The organism is Bacillus manliponensis (genome assembly GCF_000712595.1).
Lineage (GTDB): Bacteria > Bacillota > Bacilli > Bacillales > Bacillaceae_G > Bacillus_A > Bacillus_A manliponensis.
Genome location: NZ_JOTN01000017.1, coordinates 78,200 through 99,552 on the forward strand (window position 1 = coordinate 78,200; position 21,353 = coordinate 99,552).

Consider the following 21,353-nt stretch of genomic DNA (forward strand, 5'->3'; position numbering starts at 1 on the left):
TTCATTCTTCATTAATTGATAACAGATTCGCTATAAAATATTTGAAATGAAAAGTTTCTTCTTCAGGAAGAAACTTTTTTTATTTCAAACAGGAAAAGTAAACTTTCTTTCCAATATGTATAAGAAGGTTATGTAGAAAGGAGGATTAGAAATGAACAAGGATATATTTAGGAAAGTTTCATTACCATGTGCATTTTTAAATGAAGATGCGTTAGAGAAAAATATTCAAACTGTTATTCGTCTTCATAAAGGAAAGCGTGTGCGAATTGCAAGTAAGTCTTTACGCTCTGTAGCGGTGATGAAGAAAATTTTGCGATCGCATACATGTTTCCAAGGGATTATGTGTTATTCACCAGCAGAAGTACTATTTTTAATTGAACAAGGGTTTGATGATTTATTGCTGGGATACCCTTCTTGGGATGACGAAGCATTAAAGAAAATGAGTAGTTTAACGAAAGAAGGACACGTCATTACATGCATGGTAGATTGTGAAGAACATCTTGTATATTTAGAAAAAATCGCAAGAGAAGTAGAAGGGAAGTTTCGAGTTTGTTTTGATGTGGATATGAGTACGAATTTTTTCGGTTTTCATTTTGGAGTAAGACGCTCTCCTCTTCGGACAGTGGCGCAAGTAGTTGAGCTAGCCGAGAGAACTTTACAATCCTCATTTCTTATACTAGATGGTGTAATGGGGTATGAGGCGCAAATTGCAGGAGTAGGGGATCATGTACCAAAGCAAAATGTACGGAATATGATGATTTCTTACTTGAAAAGAAAATCCGTAAAAGAAGTTACAAAGAGAAGAAGTGAGGTTGTACGGGCATTACAACAACAGGGGATCTCGTTACGATTTGTGAATGGTGGCGGAACAGGCAGTATCATAACGACGGCTGAAGAAGAGATGGTAACAGAGATTACAGTCGGTTCAGCTTTTTATTCGCCAACACTTTTTGACTATTATAAAGACGTTACATTTGAACCTGCAGTTGGTTTTGTACTACCAATTGTGCGTAAACCGAAACCGAATATTTACACGTGCTTAGGTGGGGGCTATATTGCCTCTGGTATGACTGGACAAGATAAGCAGCCACAACCTTATATGCCAGCTGGAGCAAAGCTACTTTCGTTAGAAGGAGCCGGTGAGGTGCAAACACCTGTTTATTATGATGGAACAGAAGAGCTACAAATTGGGGAAGGAATTTTGTTTCGGCACAGTAAAGCAGGTGAGTTATGTGAGCGGTTTTTGAAGCTACATCGCGTTGTAGATAATAAAATTATAGGTACATATGAAACGTATCGGGGGGATGGAGAATGCTTTCTGTGACAGGTCAAAAGTGGAAAAACTGGACAGGAAATGTGCAAGGTGAACCTCAGTATATTATATATCCTAAAAGTATTGATGATGTTGTCGAAGTTGTACGGTTTGCAACAAGTATTGGAAGACGTATTCGGGTAGTTGGTTCGGGTCATTCTTTTACCGCTCTTGTACAAACAGAAGAAATACTCGTTTCTTTAGATGAGTTACAAGGAATTGTAGGTGTTGATTCGAGTGCACCAGTAGTAGAAGTTTGGGCAGGGACAAAGTTACATCAACTAGGTAAGATATTAGCAGCTAACGGATATGCACAAGAGAATTTAGGTGATATTGATGCGCAGTCTATTGCCGGAGCCATTAGTACAGGTACACATGGAACAGGGGTATTGTTTGGGAATTTAGCAACGCAAGTAGTTGAGATGACAGTAGTGCTTGCATCTGGAGAAGTGATAACATGCTCAGAAACTAAACATACACAATATTGGAAAGCTGTTCAGCTCTCACTTGGTATGCTCGGTATTATTGTGAAGGTAAGATTAAGAGTGATTCCAGCGTATTCTCTCGTTTATGAAAGTAAAAAGGAACACCTTTTTACTGTATTGGAGCGTTTAGAAGAGTATAAGAAAAATCGTCACTTTGAATTCTTCCTGTTCCCATATTCTGATGATGTACAAGTGAAAATTACAAATCAAACAGAAGAGATAGGAAGTACAATGAGATGGCATAAGTTACAAACAGAAGTGATTGAGAATATGGCATTCTCTTTGCTTTCAGAGAGCTGTCGATTGTTTCCTTCCTTAAGTGAGAGAGTAAGTCAATTTTCTGCAAAAGTAGTACCAAATACAAAGATAGTTGGTCCAAGCCATAAAGTATTTGCTACAGCACGTAATGTGCGTTTTTATGAGATGGAATATAGTGTTCCGCAAGAGCACATGCGCGTAGTTGTGGAAGAAATTTATCGTGTAATTCACCAAAAAAATTTTCATGTGCATTTTCCAATTGAATGCCGTTACGTGAAAGGGGATGATTTATGGCTCAGTCCTTCATATGAAAGAGATTCAGCTTACATTGCTGTTCATATGTATAAAGGAATGAAATATGCTGCTTATTTCCAAGAGATAGAACGTATTTTTCAAAAGTATGACGGGCGTCCGCATTGGGGAAAGATGCATACGATGAAATACGAACAGTTAGAACAGGTTTATCCTATGTTATATAGCTTCTTACAGGTAAGAGAAACTTTAGATCCAACAGGATTATTTCTCAATCCTTATTTAGCTACCATATTTTCACTAAAGTAAAGCTGACAATCGAATATGTCAGCTTTACTTTAATGGGGACATACGTTAATTTGATGAGTTATAATCTAATTATAATGATTTTATAATATAAGAAAGGAGCAATCTTCATGAACTATGAGTTGTTTTTAGTAGGAGGAGAATATATTACATCTTTCACAAGTCAATGGCAATTTCAACAGGGCGAGCAAATCTTTTTTAACGAGAAGGCAGAAAAGCGTAACTTAATCATTATTCGTGTTACACATGATGTGACAGAAGAAAGAGGACACAGCATACGGTTATACTGTCAGGAAAAGAAAGTTTATAAATAAAAAGAAAGCTTGCACATAGGCATTTGTGCAAGCTTTCTTTTTATCATTATTATGATAAGAATAAAATCGTTAACGTACCTGCAATAAAACAGTAAATTGAGAAGTATTTCAAGTTACCTTTTGCCATGATGTTCATAAACCATTTTAGTGAGATGTAAGTCATAATAAAGGTTGCGATACAGGCGATGATATATGGCACCATCAGTGTATCTAAATTTGGATCGTTTGCAAGGTCAGTAATGCTTAATAAGAAGCCACCGAAGCTAACTGGAATATATAATAGGAAAGAAAAGCGTAATGCAGTTTCTTGTTTCATGCCAAGTAACATTGCAGCAACAATTGTTGCACCTGAGCGACTAATACCAGGAATTAATGCACATGCTTGAGCAAGTCCAATTATAATTGCATCTTTTAACGTTAATTCACCATCATTTTTACGACCGCGTAAGTTGCGAATGATCCATAGACCAACACCAGTAATCAATAATGAAACACCGATGATTTTTACACCTTTAAAATAGGCCGAGATTTGATCTTCAAATAAAACCCCAATAACCCCAGCAGGAATTGTTGCAATTACAAGATAAACGATAAAGAAGAAATCAGATTTTGCTTCTTTATCCTTTGTAAAGATGTAGGAGATTCCGTTTTTCGTAAGTCTAATTAAGTCTTTTCGGTAAATTACAAGTACAGCAAATAATGAAGCTGTATTAACAAGCAATTCAAAACTGAAACCTTCTATTTCTAAATTTAATATATGTTGTGCAAGTACGATATGACCGCTTGAAGAAATCGGAATCGGTTCTGTGAATCCTTGGAATAGACCGAGGAATAAGTATTTTAAAATGTAATAAAGTTGTTCCTGTTCCATGATGTCCTCCTCTTTATACTGGTTACTTCAAAGTACAACGTTCCTATTATAGCAAAAGAATGAAGTAATAGAATGAAAAAAGGAGAAGAAATAAAATTTCACATTAAAATGTAAGAAATGCCCACCTTATGTGAAAAGGATGGACATTTCTTGTGCGATATTATTTATTGTTTACAAGATTCTCGATATTGTGTGAAAAACGTTCTTTTAAGGAATTAGTGTCTGAAATGTGCTGACTTAAAGTACTATCTACTTTTCGGAACATTTCAGATGTCTTTGAGAACTCTGTTAACACATTTTCATTACAATGTTTTTGTTGTTGGATGGCTTCAATAACACTAGCAGCATCTCCTTGCAGCTCTTGAATCATCGTTAAAATTTTCTCAATACGTGCATTTGTATCTGCACTGCCTTCTATTCCTTCATCAACAAGATGAAGGTTATTTTTCGTATTTTCATATGCTTTTTCAATTTCTTCTTGAATTTTCTTTGTTAAATCCCCAATATTCTTTGTACTTTCAGCAGTACTTTCAGCAAGCTTACGAACCTCATTTGCAACGACAGCAAATCCTTTTCCATGTTCCCCTGCACGGGCAGCTTCAATACTTGCATTTAAAGCAAGTAAATTTGTTTGTGCAGCAATATTTTGAATCACTTCAACAATTTGCTCAATTTCTTTTGAGCGCTCACTTAAATGATTCATACTGCTAGATGTTTTTTGGGATTGCTCACCGAGTCTGCTAATAACAGTTAATAGCTGTTGAACAGAATCTTGACCTTCTTTTGAAAACACAACAATACCTTCAATTGTGTGCATTAGCTCTTGTTCTTTTTGAAGCATTTCGTTGTTTAATTGATTGGAACGATTTGTACTTGTTGTGACTTTGTCGAAGCATTCATGTAATTGTTGTGTTAAATTTTGAAGGGTGTAATGTTGTTTGTTTACATTTTCATATTCATTCACAATTGTAAAAATATCTTCACGTAAACTAAGCATAACTTTTTTTTGTTCAGCATCTTTTTCGGCAAGTTGTTCTTCTAAGTATGCAATCTGACTTTGTAAATCATAGATTTCTTTTTCTAATGTTTTTGTTTTTGTAAACATTGGCGTCTCTCCAACTAATTATATTTTATTATTTATCTATACAGAAATTTTATCATTATAATTAAATATATTCATTATATAAATGTTAAAATTTTTGTAAAAAATACATTTTTAATTAAAAAGAGTAGAAATATAGTGAAACTTCATGAATTCCGTTAATCTGAGCTGAATAGAAATTGAAATTATTTTTGAAAAAATGATTGGAAATAAGTTTGAGATGTATAGAACATCAATCAATTTTTCTTAAAATGAGCATAGTTCCATTTAATTATTACCATTATTTGGAGGTAAAAATAAACTGTATTTAATGATTCTGTAAACGAAATGTAAAATAAATCATGTATAACTGTAAGGGAGAGGAGTCGGATTATGAACTATTTTAAGCGTATCAGCACTATAGTATTAGCAGGAATGATGTTTCTGTCTAGTACAGCAGCTGTAAAAGCTGAGTCAAACGACGAGAAATTAAACAACATGCAGCAGCAGTTGCAGCAGAATGATGAAAACATTCAGCAGCAAGAAGAAGAAAAGCAAGCTGTAATGAAAGAGATTCAAGGTATCGAGAAAGAATTACATAACTTAAATAATACGATTGCAAAGAATAAAGAAGAACAAAGTGTGATTCAAGGGAAAATCGACGAAACGAACAAACAGATTGAGCAAAAGAAACAAGAGATTATCGACTTACAAGATAAAGTACTTATGCGTAAAGATATTATGAAGAAGCGTATGATCTCTGTTCAAAACCACTCAAATGTGAATTTCGTAGTTGATGTTCTTGTAGATTCTACAAGTATTGGAGATTTACTGCAGCGAATGAATGCTGTTTCTACGATTATGGAAGCCGATAAGGAGATTTTAAGTTTACAAGAGCAAGACTTAATGCAAATTGAGACAGATAAAAAAGTAATCGATGAAAAAGAAAAAGCTTTAGAAGTTGAAAAGCAAAAATTAGCTACGGCAGAGGCAGCTTTGCAACAAGATTTAAATAAACGTCAAGAGCATTTAGATACTGTACAAACGAAATATAACGCAATTGCAGCGCAGCTTACAATGGCGGAGCAAGAAAAAGCGAAGATTGAAGCAAATATGAAGAGCGTTCAAGAAACAATTGCACGTGAAAAAGCAGAGGCAGAAGCGAGAGCAAAAGCAGAAGCTGAAGCGAAAGCTGCAAGAGAAGCAAATAATAAAGAACGAACTGAGGCTGTAAATAGTAATACACCTGTAGAAGGTAAGCCGGCAGGTGGACGTGAATTTTATGTAACAGCGACAGCATACTCAAATGATCCGTTAGAGAATGGGAAAAAACCTGGAGAACAAGTATATACAAGATATGGTGGATATAATTTAACAGCAAATCCACATTTAAAAATTATTGCGGTTGACCCATCAGTAATTCCACCACTTTCTCGTGTATGGGTAGAAGGATATGGTGTGGCAATTGCGGCAGATACAGGTGGAGCAATTAAAGGCCATAAGATTGATGTATTCATTGCTGACAAAACCGCTGTTTACAATTGGGGCAGAAGAACTGTAAAAGTTGCTATTTTATAAATGAAAAATTCTACTTTGCATGGAGCAAAGTAGAATTTTTTTATGTGTTCATGTTACGCTTAACATATAACAAGTTGTAGCGAATAGAAGTTTCACTTTATACATATTGAAAATTAGAAAGAGTGAAAGACATGAACAAAAGAAAAATCTATCAAATTTTAGCGCTTATATTGTGCATAGGTGGCTTGTTTTTAATTGCTAAGCCATATTATGATGGTTATCAAGCTAAAAAGAAGCAGCAAGCAAATATAGAAGTAGTGAACAAGATGAAATACTCTAAGCAAGAAACAAAATTTGTTGATGCTTCTGAAATTGTACAGCCTAATTTAGCGGATATATCAAATGCGAAGCTCGACAAAAAAAGTGTGATAGGGCGAATGGTAATTCCGAGTATTTCATTAGAACTTCCCATTTTAAATGCTGCAACAGAGAAGAACCTTTTGTCTGGTGCAGGAGCGATAAAGGAAAAGCAGGAAATGGGAAAAGGAAATTATGCGCTAGCGGGTCATAATATGTCTAAAAAAGGTATTTTATTTAGTGATATTTCAACATTAAATAAGAGCGACAAGATTTATTTGTATGATGGTGAATATGAATACGAATATGCTGTGCAGCAGGTGAAAGAAGTAATACCAAGCGAATGGGAAGTTGTAGAGGATCATGGTAAAGAGGAGATTACACTGATTACATGCATAACTATAAAGAATAATGCAAAGAGATATGTTGTATCAGGAGATTTCGTACAAAAGAAAAAGATGGAGAAATAATAAAAGTCCTGTTAGAGAACAACAGGACTTTTATTTAATAATTCCAACTATTCTCAGATATATTGACGCTACTTTTTACAAATTGGTAAGATTAAGTAATATATTTTTATCTACTATGTGGGAAGGAAAAAAAGACTATGTTTCAATTGCAAAAATACAATACTTCTGTGAAGCAAGAGATTTTAGCTGGTATTACAACATTTTTCACATTTGCGTACATTCTTGTTATTAATCCAAAGATTTTATCTGATGCAGGAGTACCATTTGAGCAAGCGTTTACAGCAACAATTATCGCTACTGTAATTGGTACATTATGTATGGCCTTTTTAGCAAATTATCCTATCGTTATTGCACCGGCAATGGGGATGAATGCGTATTTTGCTTATTCTGTCGTACAAGAGGCAGAAGGGATTACATATGCTATCGCATTTTCTGCTGTATTTGTAACGGGTATTATTTTCCTTTTACTTTCTTTTACTTCATTTCGTCAAAAGCTTATCACTGCAATTCCCGATAGCTTAAAGCATGCAATTGCCGCTGGAATCGGTTTGTTTATTGCTTTTATCGGTTTACGCTTATCCGGCATTATTGTCGATCATCCAACAAATTTAGTGACGATTGGTGATTTTCATTCACCTGCTGTTGTACTAACGATTATCGGTTTAGTGTTAGCAGCTGTGCTGATGGCGTTAAATGTAAGCGGCGCCTTGTTTATTAGCATGATTGTTACTGGAATTATTGCCTTTTTCACAGGTCAACTCAAATTTGAAGATCAACTTATGGCAATGCCCCACTTACCAGAAGGCATTATTGTAGCCAATCCTGTTCAAGCTGTATCAGATGTGATTCAATATGGCTTATCCGGCGTTGTCTTCTCATTCTTACTTGTTTTATTATTTGATACGACAGGTGCTTTGCTTGGGCTCATTAAACAAGCGGGATTAAGTGCGGATAATGCAGAAAAGCGCTTTGGGAAAGCTTTTATTTCAGATGCAATTGGTGGCACGGCTGGAGCAATGTTTGGCACGAGTCCTACAGCGGCAACTATTGAGTCTTCAGCAGGTATTGCTGCAGGCGGGAAAACAGGACTTACAGGAATTGTTGCCATTGTATTAACAATTATTACAGCTTTCTTTAGTCCAGTTATTGCTTCGTTATCTAGCGTAGCTGCAATTACTGCACCATCGTTAATTATTGTTGGTAGCTTAATGGCACAAAGTATTCGTGAAGTAAATTGGGGCAAGTTTGAAGATGCGTTTCCAGCGTTCTTTATTTTCATTGGTATCCCACTTACGTCAAGTATTGCAAATGGTATTGCCCTTGGATTTTTAATCTATCCGATTTTAAAGATTGTGAAAGGACAAGCGAAAGAAGTACACCCACTTCTTTACGTATTTGCCATTTTATTTGGATGTCATTTACTTTTATAAAGTGAAACTTCACTCAGTGGGGGGGTTCATTCCCTACTGAGTGTTAGCCCGACCAATCGGGCTTTTACGGGCTGTTTATCTCCCACCTAAACTTCTCTGAATCCCTTAGTTTTTGAGGTGGGAGTCTTACAGCCCACAAATAGCGGGATAAATAGTAAAAAAGAGTGCTTCTTATGAGAAGCGCTCTTTTTTTAGAGTGTTGTATACATAAGCTTATGCGGACCAATGGGAGGAATATCAAAAACACTGCCATGCACTTTAAACCCGATTCGTTTATAGTAGTTTTCAACGTCAGTCCTTGCATTACACCAAAGAAGCTGTGCGGAGCGTTCTATTAAAATGAGTTTGGCATGATGAATTAATGAGCTTCCAGCCTGTTGTTTACGAAAGTTTGGATGCGTAGCCATCCCGCGTAATCGATACTGATTGTCTCCTAGAAAAGAAGGGTGTTGTTCCATGGATAAAGAAGCGATACCAACAAGATTATTTTGTATAAATGCTCCGAGATGGAAACTGCTTTGTTCCTTATCAGAAGGGTATTTGCAGTCTTCTAAGCTTTGATGTGGCCGTAAAATTTCATGTCTTAATTTGTACGTTTCATCAGCATGAATTTGCTTTACTTCTATCATCTACCAAACCTCTTTTCCATTCGTATATAGTTTCATTATACTTTTTCTATGAGTTGAATAAAGAAATAAGCAGGCGCGACGAAAAGTCCCAGTATACTGCTAATACCAATAATGAGGGAGAAGAAGATGCAAGTGTATTTCACTGCGTTTGATTTTTTCCATCCGTAACTCCAAAGTTCTATACTTAAACCGACACATATAATGGCAATAAGTACTTCCCCTAATAATAAAAGTGCTAATGTAGAGATAGACATTGTATCGTTCCTCGCTTTATCTGTCTTATAAGTAATATTTTACCATGGATAAAGAAAAAAAGTCCCTTCCAAATGCGGAAGGGACTCTTTTATTCAACCATGCTCTTCATCGTATCAATATGTTCTTTAGAACCTGTTACAAGAAGTGTGTCACCGTGTTGTAGCTTTGTGTCACCATGAGGTACTAATGCTTGATTACCACGGTAAATTTGAATAATAAGCGCATCACCTAAGAAAGGTAGGCGACGTAGTGCTAAGCCATTATATTTACTGTTATGAAGCTTTATTTCACGTACTGTTTCATTGGCCGTTGTAATTAAGCGAACGAGACTTGGGCGGTCAACAAGAGCTCGTAGTAAAATACGTGTTGAATTAATTGTTGAGAATACAGCAATATGCTCTTGCGTTGCTTTTTCTTGTAGTAGTGGGTCTTCTACACTTGCAATGACATGTTCAACGCCAAGTTCTTTTGCGTGTTCTGCTAATAATAAGTTTTGTTCGTCGTCACTTGTTGCTACAACAATACGATCAGCAGTAAATGCTTCATGTGCATCTAATGCCTCAATTGAAAGAGTGTCTAATTTTACAATAGGGAAGTCATGGGCTGTAGCTTCCTCTGTGTTTAATTTATTTTGTTTTACCATGTAAAGTGTAACGTCATACTCTTCTCGTTTTAAGTCAAGCGATAGTGGTAATGTAATACGACTTGCTCCAATAATTGAGATTTTTGGTTTTGGTACCTCAACTTTTGGGAACATCTTTTTAAATATAATTGGAGCAAAAATACATGTAATAACTGCACTTAAAATAAGTGAAGCGGATAAACTTGGTGTAATGATACCTAACTTCTCACCAATTTGCGCTGCTGCAACGACTAAAGATAACGTAGACGTTAGTAAAATGGCACTTCCTAACACGATGTTACGAGGATACCATTTTTTAAGTAAAAGTACTGGCAACAGTTTTGAGATAAACAGTCCAATAATTAAAAATGGAATCATAAGCATACTAGTAGGATCTTTAAAAATAGACCATACTTCTAAATCTACACCAACCATAACAAAGAAGATTGGAATAAAGAAACCATACCCGATAGAATCAAGCTTTTCGACCATTTCTTTATTCGGAGATAGTAGAGACACAAGTACACCTGCTAAAAAGGCTCCTAAAATATTTTCAGCGCCTACTGTTTCCGATAAACCAACAAGAATTAAAATAAGTGCGAAGACAGCACGTGTGTCGATTTGTACGCTACCTGCTTTTAAATTATCAAGGTAGGGAATGTTTTGGAAACGTCTTGCGATAAAGTAGATAGCAACACCCGCTCCAAACAAGACGAGAAGGAGCCACATGCTTTTACCATCTGGTGAGTTTAATCCAACAAATACAGCTAATAATACCATTGTTACTAAGTCAGCAATAACGGCCACAAGTAAAATGATTTGTCCAATCGCTGTTTTGTTTAAGTTTTTCTCCTTTAATGTCGGTACAACGACACCTAACGAGATGGTCGAAATAATAAGTGTCATAAAGAATGCACTATCTACAAATCCAAGCCATACAAACAGAAGTGATAAGGCATAGGATAAAACAAAAATGAAGAAGAAAATAATAGTTGCGATTTTGAACGTATTTGGTTCATCACTATTTGTTTTAGTACCTTTTTGTTTGAAAATAGAAAAGTCAATCTCTAAACCGCTTAAGAACATTACGAAAATAAATCCGAGTGTTGATAATACTGCAAGCCACATATCTGGTTCAATAATATTAAATCCACTTTTACCCACAATAATACCGGCAATAATCTCTGCTACAACAACAGGAATTGCGTTTAATTTAAAACGTTGTAGTAAAAGGGGAATGAAAAATGCGATTGCAACAACAATCATAAGTGAAGTGACTGAGGAATGATGCTCCATAGGGTTTCTCTCCCTTCAAATAATATAGTACTTATTTAGACATATTATAAATAGAAATGCAATGCATATGAATTCGATTCCATAAAGAAAGACTTTTCATAACATTATTTATAAAAAAATATTGAAAGTCTAGGGTAAGGATTTTTGATAGGGAAGGGGAGTATAAAAGAAAAAGCCTGCTGATCGTAACCAGCAGGCCTTCGCATTACATGGAGAAGAAGATCCATACAGAACCAACAATGATTGTTGCAGCGATAAAGAAACTGTAAACCATTGTTAAAATTTGAATTGCACCTTCACCTTCATTTAAATGCATGAACATAATTAATTGTAGTAACGCTTGTGCAATTGCCATTACGATAATCACTGTGAAAATCGTTGAGAATGGCAAAGTTGTTTCTAGTGCAATAAATACGGCACCAAACGTTAATGCTAGCGATAAAACAAACCCGAAAACGTGAGACCAAGGAAAACCTTTATGAGCGTTATGATTTGCTTGTGTATTGTTTTGTTCCATGTTACGCCACCATCCCGTTCAAGTAAACTAGTGTGTAAATGAAGATCCAAACAACGTCAAGGAAATGCCAGTATAAGCTAATAATGAATACTTTACGAGCTGTAACTGGTGTTAAACCTCGTTTTAAAATTTGAACAATTACACAAATTGCCCAGATGATACCACCTGTTACGTGGGCACCGTGTGTTCCAAGGAGAACGAAGAATGCAGATAAGAATCCGCTTGTTTGCATCGTTGCACCTTGTGAAACGTAAAGGATAAACTCTTCAATTTCAAAGAAAAGGAATCCTGCACCTAAAAGCAATGTTAAAATGAACCAAATTAACATCCCTTTTTGATTTTCTTTGCGCATTTCATGAATTGCAATGCCACAAGTAAAACTACTTGTTAAAAGTAGTACTGTTTGAATGAGTAGAATGTCTAGTTCAAACAGCTGTGCTGGTGTCGGACCATCTGCCGTACGACCAGCTAATAATAGATACGAGGCAAAAAGCGTTGAAAACAGCGCGATTTCAGCCCCAAGGAAAATCCAGAACCCTAAAATATTCAACCGACCTTGTTCGGATTGATATTCTAGCGGTAAGCTTTTATCTAAAGCCGCCATTTCGTTTCACCTCTCATGCTACATGTTCTGTCTTTTTAATTTCATCTACACTAACGTAATATCCGTCATCATAATCGAATGAACGCCAGATCATACAACCTACGATACCGACTAAAGATACAGTTGCAATCCAGAACCAACTGAATACTAATGCAAAACCACCTATACCGAAGAACAGAGACATAATGATTGGAACGCCTGAGTTACTTGGCATATGAATTGGTTTTAATTCATCCGCTTTTGGTACTACTGATTCTCCGCGTTTCTTCATGAACCAGTAAGCATCACTTTCCTTAATCTCAGGAAGCTTTGCAAAGTTGTAATGTTGAACAGGCGAGTGCGTTGCCCACTCAAGTGTACGACCATTCCATGGATCACCTGTTGTATCGCGCTCACCATGACGAGCACTCCAAACTACGTTGTAGCATAATAGGATGAATCCAACAGCCATCATTAATGCACCAACAGATGCGATTTGGTTTAACCAGCCCCAACCAAGATCTGCAGAATACGTGTACATACGACGAGTCATACCGTCTAAACCTAAGAAGTACATTGGGAAGAAACATACGTTAAATCCGATCATGAAGATCCAGAATGTCCACTTACCGATGCGCTCGTTTAGCATATGACCAGTCATCTTTGGATACCAGAATGTAAGACCAGCAAGCATCGCAAATACTGTACCTGCAATTAATACGTAGTGGAAGTGAGCAACTAAGAAGTAACTGTTATGGTACTGATAATCAGCTGCTGCCATTGCAAGCATAACCCCTGTAACTCCACCAACTACGAAGTTTGGAATAAACGCTAATGACCAAAGCATTGGTACTGTAAAGCGAATTCGTCCTTTATACAGTGTAAATAACCAGTTAAAGATTTTTACACCTGTTGGAATCGAAATTGCCATCGTTGAGATCGAGAAGAATGAGTTAACCGCTGGACCAGAGCCCATTGTAAAGAAGTGGTGAACCCATACTAAGAAACTTAGTAACGAAATGGCAATCATTGAGTAAACCATTGCGCTGTATCCGAATAGACGTTTACGAGCGAATGTACTAATGATTTCAGAGAAAATACCGAATGCCGGTAAAATAACGATATACACTTCAGGATGACCCCAAATCCAGAATAAGTTTGCCCAAAGCATTGGCATACCATCTGCTGCAATTGTAAAGAAGTGAGCGCCGAATAGACGGTCAAATGTCATTAAAGCAAGTGCTACTGTTAATACTGGGAATGCAAAAACAATGATGACACATGTGATTAAAACAGACCATGTGAACATTGGCATTTTCATTAATGACATACCTGGTGTACGCATTTTTAAAATCGTAACAATAAAGTTAATACCGGTCATGAGCGTACCGAGACCGGAAATTTGGAGTGCAATTGCATAGTAGTTATTTCCTACGCCTGGACTAAATTCTGTACCTGCCATTGGGAAGTACATCGTCCAACCAGCGTCTGGAGAACCACCAATAACGAACGCGATGTTAAATAACATAGCGCCGACAAAGAATAACCAAAAACTTAATGCGTTTAAGAATGGATAAGCAACGTCACGAGCTCCAATTTGTAGAGGCACAACAACGTTCATTAATCCCATAATAAATGGCATGGCCATGAAGATAATCATAACGACACCATGCGTTGTAAATACACCATTATAGTGTGTTGCGTCTAAATACGTTGTTTCTGGGAATGTTAACTGGGCACGCATCATTAAGCCGTCCATACCACCGCGGAACAACATAACAATAGCCGAGATAATATACATGATCCCGATTTTCTTATGGTCTACAGTTGTTAACCACTCATCCCAAAGCCAGCGCCATTTTTTGTACTTTGTTAGTACGTAAAGGATTGCTAATGTCACAAGAACAATCGATGCATCCGCTGCATAAATAAGAGGATCACCTGTGACAAAAAATTCATCAAGCTTCACTGTGTTCACTCCAATCTGTTGGAATTATAAATGTTACTTACGGTTTTTGTAGTAGTTGTAATCACAATACTCAAGTGTTTCTGGATCTACGTACTCTAAGTGATTCGTTGAGTACGTCATACGCCCTACTACACCTGGTTGAATGATTTCGTTATACTTTTCTTCTGTTAATTTAGGAGCAGTTTCTTTTACTTCTTTTACCCACTCGTCATACTCTTCTTGTGTTTTAGATTCAACTTCAAACTCCATGTGAGTGAATCCTTCACCAGAGAAGTTTGCACTACGTCCTAAATACGTACCAGGCTTATCAGCTTGTAGATAATGATCCATGATCATACCGTCCATTGTATACTTCATACCGCCAAGCTCTGGAATCCAGAACGCGTTCATTGGACCAACAGAAGTTAGTTTAAATTGAATTGGTACACCTGCAGGAATGTTTAAATAGTTAACGGTTTCAATGCCTTCTTCTTCATAACTGAATAACCATTTCCAGTTTGCAGATGTTACATAAATTTCAACTGGTTCTAAATGTGCTGATTCCTTTGGTGGCTTTTCCGCAGCGTAAGTTGCTTTTACCGTTGGAATCGATAATGCGATAACGATAAGTACTGGGATAATTGTCCAAATAATTTCCAGTAATGTGTTACCGTGTTGATCAGGTGGCTCATAGTCCATGTTCTCTGGCTTTTCACGATAACGAATTAAAACAATTGTAAACAATGCAAATACGACAACAATGATTGACGATAATAAGAGTATTGACCAAATAATTAAGTCAGCTTGCTCTTTCGCAACAGGTCCTTTTGGATCTAATACGGCAAGTTGTTCACATCCACCGAGGAACAAAATTAATGATAGTGGAAGAAGTGAAGCCAACCTCCAAAACGTTTTTTTCAGTTGCACGGTTAAAATCTCCTTTCTGCTTGAATTGAAACTATGCCAATAAAACAATATAAACCTATTAATTTATAGATGGCAATAGTTTTTAAGATATTGTTAAAAAATAGACACAAATGCACACTTTTTACGCTGAAAAACATTTGTAACTTGATAATATTGTAAACCATTTTTACCTATCTTGTTTAAATGTTAGAATTTTAAGATAAATAAAGTTATACCAACATATCCAATATATAGGAGTAAATTATTTTGTAATAAGAAGTTATATTTGGATTTTTTTGTTTATTTTATTTTGAAATGTTAAGGAAATTGCTCTGGAAATGTGACAAATTTAGCAAAATTATGTCTTAGACTCGGTTATAATTTTTATAATTTAATATTTGAATGTGAATCTCTGTGTTCTTGTAGTAAGTAAAAAGAACGTCACGTATGTTATAGTGTGTTTGGAAGTTTTGATAGGATAATATTTACATAATCATCCTAGTAAACTTATAAAAACCAAGGTACAATGAGAATGATATGCGTTGAAAATAATTAAGTAATGGAGTTAAGTTTATGTTAAGGAAATTAAAATATATATGTATTTTAGGATTTGGAATCACGATTGGTGTTGCGTGTAGTAACGATGTAATGGATGTAATCGAAAAAGGGAAAAATAAATTTTTTCAAACAACACAGGAATTACGGGTAGATCTTACTTATGAGATGAAAGGGAATGCGATGATAGAGAATGTCCCTTTTATTCAGCAATATCCTGAATTGCCTCGAGGTTGTGAAGTAACAAGCTTAGCGATGATGCTTCAATATGAAGGGGCACAAGTTGATAAGATGCAGCTTGCAAATGAGATTGCACGTGTCCCGTTTTATGAAAATGGCTTACATGGAAACCCTCACGAAGGCTTTGTTGGGAACATGTATGAAAAAGCAGAGCGTGGATACGGTGTGTATAATGAACCGATCTTTCAGTTAGCGGAGAAATATGCTCCTGGCCAAGCTGTTAATCTAACGGGACGGGATATTGAAGATGTATATAAAGTAGTTAGTTCGGGGTCCCCAGTGTGGATTATTTCGAATACAACATTTCAACCTTTAGGGGAAGAAAGTTTTCAAACGTGGCAGACGAATGCAGGAGAACTGCGAATTACATATTATGAGCATAGTGCAGTCGTAATTGGCTATGATGAAAACTTTGTATATGTAAATGATCCACTTGCAGCTAATCCGCGTAAAGGTATTCAAAGAGATAAATTCGAAGCTGCTTGGGAACAAATGGGGAGTCAGGCGATTGCTATTTTAGACTAACAAATTGATAGGTGTAATATACCCTCTGTCATAAAATCGTATACTCTATAGATAGAGGGTATAATTTTTTGAAATAATTATTTGTAAAACTCCCCTCACAAAAGTCAGAATATTATTTATTTTCCGTTTAAATAGATATATAATATTATTTAACTTTGTGAAGAAAGGGTGTTGAATAATGAGTGTTGTCGAAAATGTTGCTGTTTTAAAAGAACAATTAGTTAAGTGGAGAAGACACTTTCATATGTATCCGGAACTTTCATTTCATGAGGAGAAAACATCGCAATTTGTCTATGATACCCTTTGTTCATTCCCTCATTTAGAAGTTTCACGTCCCACAAAATATAGTGTGATGGCAAGGCTAGTTGGAAAGTTACCAGGGAAAACAATTGCTCTTCGTGCTGATATGGATGCATTGCCGATTCAGGAAGAGAATGAATTTGATTTTATTTCGAAGCACCCTGGTGTTATGCATGCTTGTGGTCATGATGGACATACTGCTATGTTACTTGGTACAGCACATGCACTTGCAAGTCAGCAAGAAAAGATTTGCGGAGAAATTCGTTTTTTATTCCAACATGCGGAGGAGAACTTTCCAGGAGGTGCGGAAGAGATGGTTCGTGCTGGTGTAATGGAAGGTGTTGATTATATTATTGGTGCACATCTTTGGGCACAATTAGAGGTTGGAAAAATGGGCGTTATATATGGTCCGGCGATGGCTTCACCGGATGTATTTCAAATTCAGGTGATTGGGAAAGGTGGACATGCAGGGATTCCGCATGAAACAGTTGATAGCATTATGATTGGAACGCAAATTGTATCGCAACTTCAGCAAATCGTATCGCGGCTTACTAACCCTTTAGATTCTCTCGTTTTGTCTGTAACACAATTTCATGCAGGGACGACTCATAACGTAATTCCAGACTCTGCAGAGATTGTGGGTACAGTAAGAAGTTTATCACATGAATTACGAGAGCAAACGGCGGTACGCATTGAAAAGATTGTAAAAAATATAACAGATGTATATGGTGCAGATTATACCTTTACATATGAATATGGTTATAGACCGGTTATAAATGATGAATATGTTACAGAACACATAGAGAAAACAGCGTTACAACTGTTCGGAAGAGAGCGAGTAATTCGAATGCAACCAACGATGGCAGGAGAAGATTTTTCTGCTTTTTTACAAAAAGCACCGGGTACGTTTTTCTTTATTGGAGCTGGAAATCAAGAAAAAGGGATTGTTTATCCTCATCATCACCCGCGCTTTACGATTGATGAAGATGCTTTGCCGATTGGTGTAGAACTTTTTGTTGCAGCTGTTCAGAACTTTATGAAGGAAGGAGAATGATATGAAGAAAATACACATATTGGCACTCATTCCGGTTCTTTGTTTAGTAATTGGTCCGATTTTTACAAATCGAGTTACTCCGTACATACTTGGTATGCCTTTTTTATTATTTTGGATTTTGTTATCTGTTTGTATTACATCTGTATGTATAGGGATTTTATATTGGCTTGATCCAATGAATAAGGGGGGCGAGTAATGGAAGCGCTTCTTATCATTATTTTATTTTTAGGTATTTCTTTATTTTTAGGTATTCGAGCTCAGCGAGGGAAAGATATGAACTTAGAGCAATGGTCTGTAGGAGGAAGAGGATTTGGGACTATCTTTATTTTCCTACTCATGGCAGGTGAGATTTATACAACGTTTACTTTTCTAGGTGGAAGTGGATGGGCGTATAGTAAGGGGGCTCCGACCTTTTACATTTTAGGATACGGTGCTTTAGCGTATGTACTTTCTTACTTCTTGCTTCCTCCTGTTTGGAAATATGCGAAAGAACATAAGCTTGTCTCACAGCCGGATTTTTTTGCGAAAAAGTATGATAGTAAGACGTTAGGTATTATTGTTTCGGTTATTGGAGTTATTTCTATTATTCCGTATTTAGTTTTACAGCTAAAAGGATTGGGGATTATCGTATCTGAAGCATCGTACGGGAGGGTTTCACCTGGTGTGGCAGTTTGGCTCGGAGCTATTACAATTACGATATATGTCATGATTTCTGGGATACATGGATCGGCGTGGACGGCAGCTTTAAAAGATATCATGATTTTAGTAATTGTTGTGTTTCTTGGAGTGTATTTGCCATTCCATTACTATGGGGGCTTTCAACCAATGTTTGAAGCGGTTGAAGCTGCTAATCCAGGATTTCTTTCTTTGCCAGATGAAGGGATGAGTATTTCTTGGTTTGTTTCTACTATTGTATTAACCGCATTAGGTTTTTATATGTGGCCGCATACATTTGCATCTGCTTTTTCAGCGAAAAGTGAAAAAGTGTTTCGGAAAAATGCTGCGATTATGCCGCTATATTCTTTAGTTCTGTTGTTTGTCTTTTTTGCGGGATTTGCAGCAATTTTACAAGTTCCTGGGTTACAAGGGGCTGATGTAGATCTTTCGTTATTCCGTTTAGCGATTCAGACGTTTGACCCGTGGTTTATTGGGATTATTGGAAGTGCAGGGTTACTAACGGCACTTGTACCAGGGTCTATGTTAGTGATGGCTGCGTCGACGTTACTTGCTAAAAATATTTATCAAGCATTGGCACCTTCTGTTTCAGATGAGCAAGTGACACGGGCAGCTAAGTTGTTCGTTCCTATTGTTGCGCTTGTGGCGGTGTTCTTTACTTTTACAGGGGGAGAGACAATTGGTGCACTCCTTTTAATGGGATATAGTATCGTTACACAGCTGTTCCCACCTCTTGTGTTTAGTTTGTTCAAAAAGCAGTTTGTTACAAAACAAGGGGCAATAGCTGGTATGGGGGTAGGGCTAATTGTTGTTGCGTACATTACTTTAACAGGTTCTACAATTGCTAGCTTGTTTCCGATGTTCCCTCAATTTATTAAAGATTTAAATGTTGGGATTATAGCATTATTTTTAAATGTTACAGTTATGGTAGTCGTTAGTATTGTAACGAGAGGAATGGCAGTTAAATCAGATTATGTAGCAGCAGATAAATAATGTCTATTTATACAAGTGAAAGAGGTTATCCGAAAAAAGGTTTGTTTTCGGGCAACCTCTTTTTGTATATATTTCTCTTTCATGGCGAAATATAACATTAACTTATGGAAGAGAAAGTTAGGTGTAAAAATTGTTAGGATCCAATGCTAGCTTATCTAAAGTATTACAAGAGATTCAAGAGAAGTTAGGTTCACCTAAGGACCTAACGATTAAAGAGTTCACACTTGCTGGTTGTCAAACACGTTGTGCGGTAGTCTTTTTATGTGGATTGGCGCATAAAGAGTTAATTTATCAGTTTGTTATTTACCCATTGCAGTATGAGGGTTTACCAGAAGGGAATGTGAACGTTCAAACATTATTGAATTCGCGTTTCTCCATTGCTGATGTAACTACTGAAGAGAAACTTCCTCAAATTATTAATGCAATTTTAGCGGGGGATACAGCAGTCTTTATTGAGACTATACCCTCGGTTCTTATAGTTAATAGCCGGGATTGGGAGATGAGAAGTCTAGAGGCTCCAGCGACAGAAGCGCTAATTCGTGGTCCCCAAATTGGTTTTATTGAAGATATTAATACAAATAAAATGTTGATTCGGCGTCATATACGAGACCCACAACTTCGATTTAAGTCATATATTATGGGGAAACGATCACAAAAAGAAGTAACACTAGTATACATAGAGGATATTATTAATCCTTATATAGTTGAAGAATTAGAGCGGAGACTTCAATCGATTGATACAGATGTTGTATTTGAAACAGGGACAATCGAACAATTGATACAAGATAATATTTTATCGCCATTTCCACAATTTTTAAATACAGAAAGACCAGACAATGTAGTTGGTTCATTAATGAAAGGAAAAGCTGCGATTTTAGTAGATGGAACAGCTTTTGCATTAGTAGCACCAATGGTTTTTATTGATGTGCTCCAATCTACAGAAGATTACTATGAACGGTGGGTTATTGGGACGTTACTTCGCTTTTTACGAATGATGTCTGCAACGATTGCAGTTTTATTACCAGCTGTGTACGTGGCACTCGTTTCTTACCATCAAGGTCTTATTCCATCAAAATTAGCTTATTCAATTGCAGGAGCGCGAGAGGGTGTGCCGTTTCCGGCATACATTGAAACGCTTATTATGGCTGTTACGATGGAGTTAATAAGAGAAGCTGGTATTCGACTGCCGAAACCGATGGGGCAAACAATTGGTATTGTTGGGGGACTTGTAATTGGAGAAGCAGCAGTAAGTGCTGGGGTTGTGAATCCGTTTTTAGTAATTGTTATTGCGGTAACAGCTGTAGCGACTTTTACACTTCCGGTATACAGCATCACAATTACGTTTCGTATTTTACTGTTTTTATTTGTTTTAGCGGCTACCGTTTTTGGGTTATATGGGATTATTCTTGCGCTAATAGCATTGGCAGTTCATCTTATGAACTTAACGAGTGTTGGTGTTCCGTATTTGACGCCGATTGTGCCGGCATTTTATCCGGATTGGAAAGATGAAATTCTTAGGTTGCCAAAATCGATGATTGCGAAACGTCCAGAATATTTACAAACGAAAGATGATACATTGCGTCCAAAGGAGGGGGAATGAA

The 21,353-nt window shown here is 36.6% G+C and carries 19 protein-coding genes and 1 pseudogene; 11 read left to right on the forward strand and 9 right to left on the reverse strand.

The features are described from left to right. Nucleotides 1-151 precede the first annotated feature (151 nt). The 3 genes from BAMA_RS17590 (at nt 152) to BAMA_RS17600 (ending at nt 2,927) form a co-directional block, all read left to right on the forward strand. Nucleotides 152-1,324 carry an amino acid deaminase/aldolase gene (locus tag BAMA_RS17590; protein WP_034641784.1) on the forward strand — a complete coding sequence of 391 codons (1,173 nt, stop codon included), beginning with the start codon at nt 152-154 and terminating at the stop codon, nt 1,322-1,324. Continuing rightward, complete coding sequence (locus BAMA_RS17595) at nt 1,312-2,616, forward strand: D-arabinono-1,4-lactone oxidase (protein WP_034641785.1); 1,305 nt, start codon at nt 1,312-1,314, stop codon at nt 2,614-2,616. The genes BAMA_RS17590 and BAMA_RS17595 overlap by 13 nt, the downstream gene beginning before the upstream one ends. A 107-nt stretch (nt 2,617-2,723) precedes the next feature. After that, the gene (locus tag BAMA_RS17600; protein ID WP_034641787.1) at nt 2,724-2,927 is read left to right on the forward strand and encodes a hypothetical protein; all 204 of its coding nucleotides are present in this window, start codon (nt 2,724-2,726) and stop codon (nt 2,925-2,927) included. A 49-nt stretch (nt 2,928-2,976) separates the two neighbouring features. Here BAMA_RS17600 and BAMA_RS17605 read toward each other — a convergent pair whose 3' ends face one another. Next, the gene (locus BAMA_RS17605) at nt 2,977-3,798 is read right to left on the reverse strand and encodes an undecaprenyl-diphosphate phosphatase (RefSeq protein WP_034641789.1); all 822 of its coding nucleotides are present in this window, start codon (nt 3,796-3,798) and stop codon (nt 2,977-2,979) included. Between the two features lie 160 nt (nt 3,799-3,958). Beyond that, a pseudogene (locus tag BAMA_RS25655) lies at nt 3,959-4,492 on the reverse strand (methyl-accepting chemotaxis protein); the annotation flags it as partial. A gap of 780 nt (nt 4,493-5,272) precedes the next feature. On the opposite strand from BAMA_RS25655, the gene BAMA_RS17615 reads away from it, so the two are divergent. The 3 genes from BAMA_RS17615 to BAMA_RS17625 all read left to right on the forward strand — a co-directional run bounded on the left by BAMA_RS17615 (nt 5,273) and on the right by BAMA_RS17625 (nt 8,654). Beyond that, nucleotides 5,273-6,457 (forward strand): 3D domain-containing protein, encoded by a 1,185-nt coding sequence (locus BAMA_RS17615; RefSeq protein WP_034641792.1) that lies wholly within the window; start codon nt 5,273-5,275, stop codon nt 6,455-6,457. 131 nt (nt 6,458-6,588) lie between these two features. Beyond that, nucleotides 6,589-7,224: a class A sortase gene (locus BAMA_RS17620; RefSeq protein ID WP_034641795.1), complete on the forward strand. Its 636-nt coding sequence runs from the start codon at nt 6,589-6,591 to the stop codon at nt 7,222-7,224. A 137-nt stretch (nt 7,225-7,361) separates the two neighbouring features. Next, complete coding sequence (locus BAMA_RS17625; RefSeq protein ID WP_034641797.1) at nt 7,362-8,654, forward strand: NCS2 family permease; 1,293 nt, start codon at nt 7,362-7,364, stop codon at nt 8,652-8,654. Between the two features lie 191 nt (nt 8,655-8,845). Here BAMA_RS17625 and BAMA_RS17630 read toward each other — a convergent pair whose 3' ends face one another. The 7 genes from BAMA_RS17630 to qoxA all read right to left on the reverse strand — a co-directional run bounded on the left by BAMA_RS17630 (nt 8,846) and on the right by qoxA (nt 15,431). Further along, a complete protein-coding gene (locus tag BAMA_RS17630; RefSeq protein ID WP_034641799.1) occupies nt 8,846-9,283 on the reverse strand; it encodes a GNAT family N-acetyltransferase in 438 nt (145 codons plus the stop codon). A gap of 35 nt (nt 9,284-9,318) precedes the next feature. Beyond that, nucleotides 9,319-9,537, reverse strand: coding sequence for a DUF4022 family protein (locus BAMA_RS24140; RefSeq protein WP_084158041.1), 219 nt, complete (start codon nt 9,535-9,537; stop codon nt 9,319-9,321). Nucleotides 9,538-9,626: 89 nt separating this feature from the next. Next, on the reverse strand, nt 9,627-11,456 hold the full coding sequence (locus BAMA_RS17635; protein WP_034641800.1) for a monovalent cation:proton antiporter family protein: 1,830 nt from the start codon (nt 11,454-11,456) through the stop codon (nt 9,627-9,629). 205 nt (nt 11,457-11,661) lie between these two features. Beyond that, a complete protein-coding gene (gene qoxD, locus BAMA_RS17640; protein WP_034641805.1) occupies nt 11,662-11,973 on the reverse strand; it encodes a cytochrome aa3 quinol oxidase subunit IV in 312 nt (103 codons plus the stop codon). 1 nt (nt 11,974) lies between these two features. After that, on the reverse strand, nt 11,975-12,577 hold the full coding sequence (gene qoxC / locus BAMA_RS17645) for a cytochrome aa3 quinol oxidase subunit III (protein ID WP_034641808.1): 603 nt from the start codon (nt 12,575-12,577) through the stop codon (nt 11,975-11,977). A 13-nt stretch (nt 12,578-12,590) separates the two neighbouring features. After that, complete coding sequence (gene qoxB, locus BAMA_RS17650) at nt 12,591-14,525, reverse strand: cytochrome aa3 quinol oxidase subunit I (RefSeq protein WP_034641811.1); 1,935 nt, start codon at nt 14,523-14,525, stop codon at nt 12,591-12,593. Between the two features lie 33 nt (nt 14,526-14,558). After that, nucleotides 14,559-15,431: a cytochrome aa3 quinol oxidase subunit II gene (qoxA, locus tag BAMA_RS17655; protein WP_034641815.1), complete on the reverse strand. Its 873-nt coding sequence runs from the start codon at nt 15,429-15,431 to the stop codon at nt 14,559-14,561. 552 nt (nt 15,432-15,983) lie between these two features. Here qoxA and BAMA_RS17660 point away from each other — a divergent pair. The 5 genes from BAMA_RS17660 (at nt 15,984) to BAMA_RS17680 (ending at nt 21,352) form a co-directional block, all read left to right on the forward strand. After that, on the forward strand, nt 15,984-16,730 hold the full coding sequence (locus tag BAMA_RS17660) for a C39 family peptidase (RefSeq protein ID WP_034641817.1): 747 nt from the start codon (nt 15,984-15,986) through the stop codon (nt 16,728-16,730). Between the two features lie 178 nt (nt 16,731-16,908). After that, entirely contained in the window at nt 16,909-18,084 is a 1,176-nt protein-coding gene (locus BAMA_RS17665; protein WP_034641819.1) for an amidohydrolase, read from the forward strand. A 1-nt stretch (nt 18,085) separates the two neighbouring features. Further along, nucleotides 18,086-18,280: a DUF3311 domain-containing protein gene (locus tag BAMA_RS17670; protein WP_034641821.1), complete on the forward strand. Its 195-nt coding sequence runs from the start codon at nt 18,086-18,088 to the stop codon at nt 18,278-18,280. After that, complete coding sequence (locus tag BAMA_RS17675) at nt 18,280-19,752, forward strand: sodium:solute symporter family protein (protein WP_034641824.1); 1,473 nt, start codon at nt 18,280-18,282, stop codon at nt 19,750-19,752. The genes BAMA_RS17670 and BAMA_RS17675 overlap by 1 nt, the downstream gene beginning before the upstream one ends. A gap of 130 nt (nt 19,753-19,882) precedes the next feature. After that, nucleotides 19,883-21,352: a spore germination protein gene (locus BAMA_RS17680; RefSeq protein WP_034641826.1), complete on the forward strand. Its 1,470-nt coding sequence runs from the start codon at nt 19,883-19,885 to the stop codon at nt 21,350-21,352. Nucleotide 21,353: the final 1 nt, after the last annotated feature.

Coding starts and splice junctions, on each gene's coding strand:
- BAMA_RS17630 (WP_034641799.1), bottom strand. CDS start 9,283: ATGATAGAAGTAAAGCAAATTCATGCTGATGAAACGTACAAATTAAGA.
- BAMA_RS17605 (WP_034641789.1), bottom strand. CDS start 3,798: ATGGAACAGGAACAACTTTATTACATTTTAAAATACTTATTCCTCGGT.
- BAMA_RS17590 (WP_034641784.1), top strand. CDS start 152: ATGAACAAGGATATATTTAGGAAAGTTTCATTACCATGTGCATTTTTA.
- BAMA_RS17625 (WP_034641797.1), top strand. CDS start 7,362: ATGTTTCAATTGCAAAAATACAATACTTCTGTGAAGCAAGAGATTTTA.
- BAMA_RS17600 (WP_034641787.1), top strand. CDS start 2,724: ATGAACTATGAGTTGTTTTTAGTAGGAGGAGAATATATTACATCTTTC.
- BAMA_RS17620 (WP_034641795.1), top strand. CDS start 6,589: ATGAACAAAAGAAAAATCTATCAAATTTTAGCGCTTATATTGTGCATA.
- BAMA_RS17670 (WP_034641821.1), top strand. CDS start 18,086: ATGAAGAAAATACACATATTGGCACTCATTCCGGTTCTTTGTTTAGTA.
- BAMA_RS17635 (WP_034641800.1), bottom strand. CDS start 11,456: ATGGAGCATCATTCCTCAGTCACTTCACTTATGATTGTTGTTGCAATC.
- BAMA_RS17595 (WP_034641785.1), top strand. CDS start 1,312: ATGCTTTCTGTGACAGGTCAAAAGTGGAAAAACTGGACAGGAAATGTG.
- BAMA_RS17665 (WP_034641819.1), top strand. CDS start 16,909: ATGAGTGTTGTCGAAAATGTTGCTGTTTTAAAAGAACAATTAGTTAAG.
- BAMA_RS17675 (WP_034641824.1), top strand. CDS start 18,280: ATGGAAGCGCTTCTTATCATTATTTTATTTTTAGGTATTTCTTTATTT.
- BAMA_RS17660 (WP_034641817.1), top strand. CDS start 15,984: ATGTTAAGGAAATTAAAATATATATGTATTTTAGGATTTGGAATCACG.
- BAMA_RS17615 (WP_034641792.1), top strand. CDS start 5,273: ATGAACTATTTTAAGCGTATCAGCACTATAGTATTAGCAGGAATGATG.
- qoxD (WP_034641805.1), bottom strand. CDS start 11,973: ATGGAACAAAACAATACACAAGCAAATCATAACGCTCATAAAGGTTTT.
- BAMA_RS24140 (WP_084158041.1), bottom strand. CDS start 9,537: ATGTCTATCTCTACATTAGCACTTTTATTATTAGGGGAAGTACTTATT.
- qoxC (WP_034641808.1), bottom strand. CDS start 12,577: ATGGCGGCTTTAGATAAAAGCTTACCGCTAGAATATCAATCCGAACAA.